Origin of the sequence: Micromonospora phytophila (assembly GCF_023656545.1) — a bacterium.
GTDB lineage: Bacteria > Actinomycetota > Actinomycetes > Mycobacteriales > Micromonosporaceae > Micromonospora > Micromonospora phytophila.
This window is the reverse complement of sequence record NZ_JAMOKF010000487.1, coordinates 1-3,016: the sequence shown is the minus strand read 5'-3', so window position 1 is coordinate 3,016 and position 3,016 is coordinate 1. Positions and strand designations below refer to the sequence as shown.

2 protein-coding genes and 1 pseudogene are annotated in these 3,016 nt (G+C 75.0%); all 3 read left to right on the top strand.

From position 1 onward, the window contains the following. The first annotated feature begins 74 nt into the window (after nt 1–74). Nucleotides 75–1,739, top strand: a complete 1,665-nt coding sequence (locus NCC78_RS30110) for a copper resistance CopC/CopD family protein (protein WP_250798767.1) — start codon at nt 75–77, stop codon at nt 1,737–1,739. A gap of 15 nt (nt 1,740–1,754) precedes the next feature. Beyond that, entirely contained in the window at nt 1,755–2,492 is a 738-nt protein-coding gene (locus tag NCC78_RS30105) for a YcnI family copper-binding membrane protein (protein ID WP_250798766.1), read from the top strand. 139 nt (nt 2,493–2,631) lie between these two features. Next, nucleotides 2,632–3,016 (top strand): annotated as a pseudogene (locus NCC78_RS30100) (hypothetical protein); the annotation flags it as partial.

Genomic DNA, 3,016 nt, shown 5'->3' with positions numbered 1-3,016 from the left:
GTGGGGCGTACGGCGCCGGCCGGCGCGGGGCGGTGGCGGCCCGGGGTGGGCGCGGGCGGGGTTTTTCGACCACCATGGCCGGCATGACTGCCGCCAATCGCCGCCGGCTCGCCCGGTTCAGCGCCACCGTGGGCCTGTTGGTCACCGTCGTCGCCCTGCTGCTCGCCCCGGCCGGTCCGGCCAGCGCCCACGCGGTGCTGGTGAGCAGTAGTCCGGTCGCCTCGGCGGTGGTGCCGAGCGGGCCGGCCGAGGTGGTGCTGACCTTCAGCGAGTCCGTCCGCAAGGTGCCGGGCAAGATCCGGGTCATCGCGCCGGACGGTTCCCGCGCCGACCGGGGCGAGCCCACCTTCGACGGCGGCGTGGTGACCGTCGCGGTGGACCCGGCCGGGGGGCGCGGCACCTACCTGGTCAGCTATCGGGTGATCTCCGCCGACAGCCACCCGGTCTCCGGCGCGTTCACCTACTCCGTCGGTTCGCCGTCGCCGCCGCCGGTGGACTCCGGGGACGACACCCGGGCCGACCCGGTGGTGGGCAACGCGGTCAAGGTCGCCAAGTACCTCGGCTATGCCGGCCTGCTGCTGCTGGTCGGCCCGGCTCTGGTGCTCGCCGCGCTCTGGCCGCGGCGGCTGCCCCGGCGGGGTGCCGCGCGGCTGGCCTGGGCGGGGCTCGGCCTGGTGGCGGCGGCCACCCTGGCCGAGTTGTGGTTGCAGGTGCCCTACACCGCCGGCGGTGGCGTTTTCGACGTCACCGGCGAGGGGTTGGGTTCGGTGCTCGGCAGCACCTTCGGCGCCGCCCACCTGGTGCGGCTGGGGCTGCTGGCCGCGGCCGCGTTCCTGCTCCGCCCGCTGCTGGCCGGTCCGGTGGGCCGCACCGATTTGGTCATCCTCGGCGTCCTGGGGGTGGCGACGTTGCTGACCTGGCCGCTGGCCGGGCATCCGGCGGCCTCGCCCGCCCCGGCGGTCTCCGTCGTGGTCGACGCGGTGCACCTGGGCAGCATGGCGGTCTGGCTGGGCGGGTTGGTGATGCTCGCCGGCTTCCTGCTGCCCCGGGCCGACGAGCGGGAGCTGGGGGCGATCCTGCCGATCTGGTCGCGCTGGGCGGCGCTGGCCGTGTCGGCGCTGCTGCTCGCCGGCACCGTCCAGGCGTTGATCGAGGTGGCCAGCCCGGACGCCCTGCTCGGCACGACCTACGGGCAGTTGCTGCTGGGCAAGATCGGGCTCTTCGTCCTGGTGATCGCGGTGGCCGCGTACTCCCGGCAGTTGGTGCGCCGGCGCACCGCGGCGGGGCGGCCGGCACCGGTGCGCCGGGCGATCTGGGTGGAGCTGGCGGTCACCGCGGTGGTGCTCGGCCTCTCGGCCACCCTGGTGCAGACCACGCCGGCGCGTACCGCCGCCGCCGACGTCGCCGGTGGCCCCACCGGCTACTTCTCGACCACGCTGTCCAGCCCGATCTACTCGCTTCAGGTCGAGCTGGACCCGGCGCAGGCGGGCAACAACACCGTGCACTTCTACGCCTACACAAAGGACAACCGGCCGCAGCCGGTGGTGGAGTGGCGGGCCACCGCCGCCCTGCCGTCGGCGGGGATCGAACCGATCGAGGTCCCGCTGCTGCCGCTGACGGACAACCACGCCACCGGGGAGATCAACCTGCCGGCGGCGGGGGAGTGGCAGCTGCGCGTCACCGTTCGCACGTCCGACATCGACCAGGCCACGGTGACCGCCACCGTGCCGATCCGTTAGAAGGGTTCCACGTAGATGATTCGTCACCGGCGTTCCGCAACCGCCGCTGCCGCCCTGGCGCTCGGCGCCGTCGCCACCGCCGTGTTCGGCTTCGCGGCGCCCGCGTCGGCGCACGTCACGGTCAACCCGCAGGAGGCGACCCAGGGCGGGTACGGCCGGTTCGCGTTCCGGGTGCCGAACGAGAGCGACACGGCGTCCACCACGAAGGTGGAGGTGGTGCTGCCGGAGAACGCCCCGGTGGGCTCGGTGTCGACCATGCCGGTGCCCGGCTGGACGGTGGCGGTGCAGAAGCGCAAGGTCGACCCGCCGGTCGAGGTGCACGGCAGCCGGCTCTCCGAGGTGGTGTCGAAGCTGACCTGGACCGCCACCGGTGACGCCGGGGTCAAGCCCGGCCAGTTCCAGGAGTTCCCGGTCTCGCTGGGGCCGCTGCCGCAGGTGGACACGATGGTCTTCAAGACGCTGCAGACCTACTCCGACGGCAACGTGCAGCGGTGGATCGAGGAGCCGGTGGCCGGCGCCGAGGAGCCGGAGAGCCCGGCCCCGGTGCTCACGCTGGCCGCGGCCACGCCGTCGGCCGGCCCGACCGGGACGGCCGGCGGGACCGAGGCGGACGACGACGATGACGCCGAGGACGACGGCGACGGCGCGGCCACCGCCTTGGGCGTCGCCGGCCTGGTCGCCGGGGCGGGCGGTCTGCTGCTCGGCGGGCTGGCGTTCGCCCGGACCCGGCGGGAGCCGACGCCGAAGGCGTGACGCGTACCTGAGTGGGTCGGCCCGCCGGAGCACCCGGCGGGCCGACCGCTTTTGCGACCGTGCCGTGGATATCCGCTGATCAGCGGCTCGACATCGGTAAGGTCGGCCGGGTATCCGGCTACGGAGGGGGACGAAGCGAATGCGATTCGTGCGGGCGCTCGCCGGAATGCTGCTGCTGACCATCGGGATTCCGGCGCTGCTGGCGGGCGGCGCCCTGGGGATGCTCACGCGGCACACCGACCCCGGAGGGGCCTTCACCGCCCGCTTCGAGACCGTGCACACCGCGGGCCACGCGGTGGTCGTCACCGACCTCGACGAGCTGCTGCGCGCGGAGGCGCCGTTCGCCCGCGCCGGGCAGGCACGACTCCGGCTGGAGGCCCGTACGCCGGACGGCCCGGCGTTCGTCGGGCTGGCCCCCACCGACGAGGTGCGGCGCTGGCTCGACCCGGTCCCGCACGCCGCGGTCCGCCGGGTGGCGCTGGCCCGGGGGCCGCTGCCGGTCCGGCTGGAGCAGGCCGGGCCGG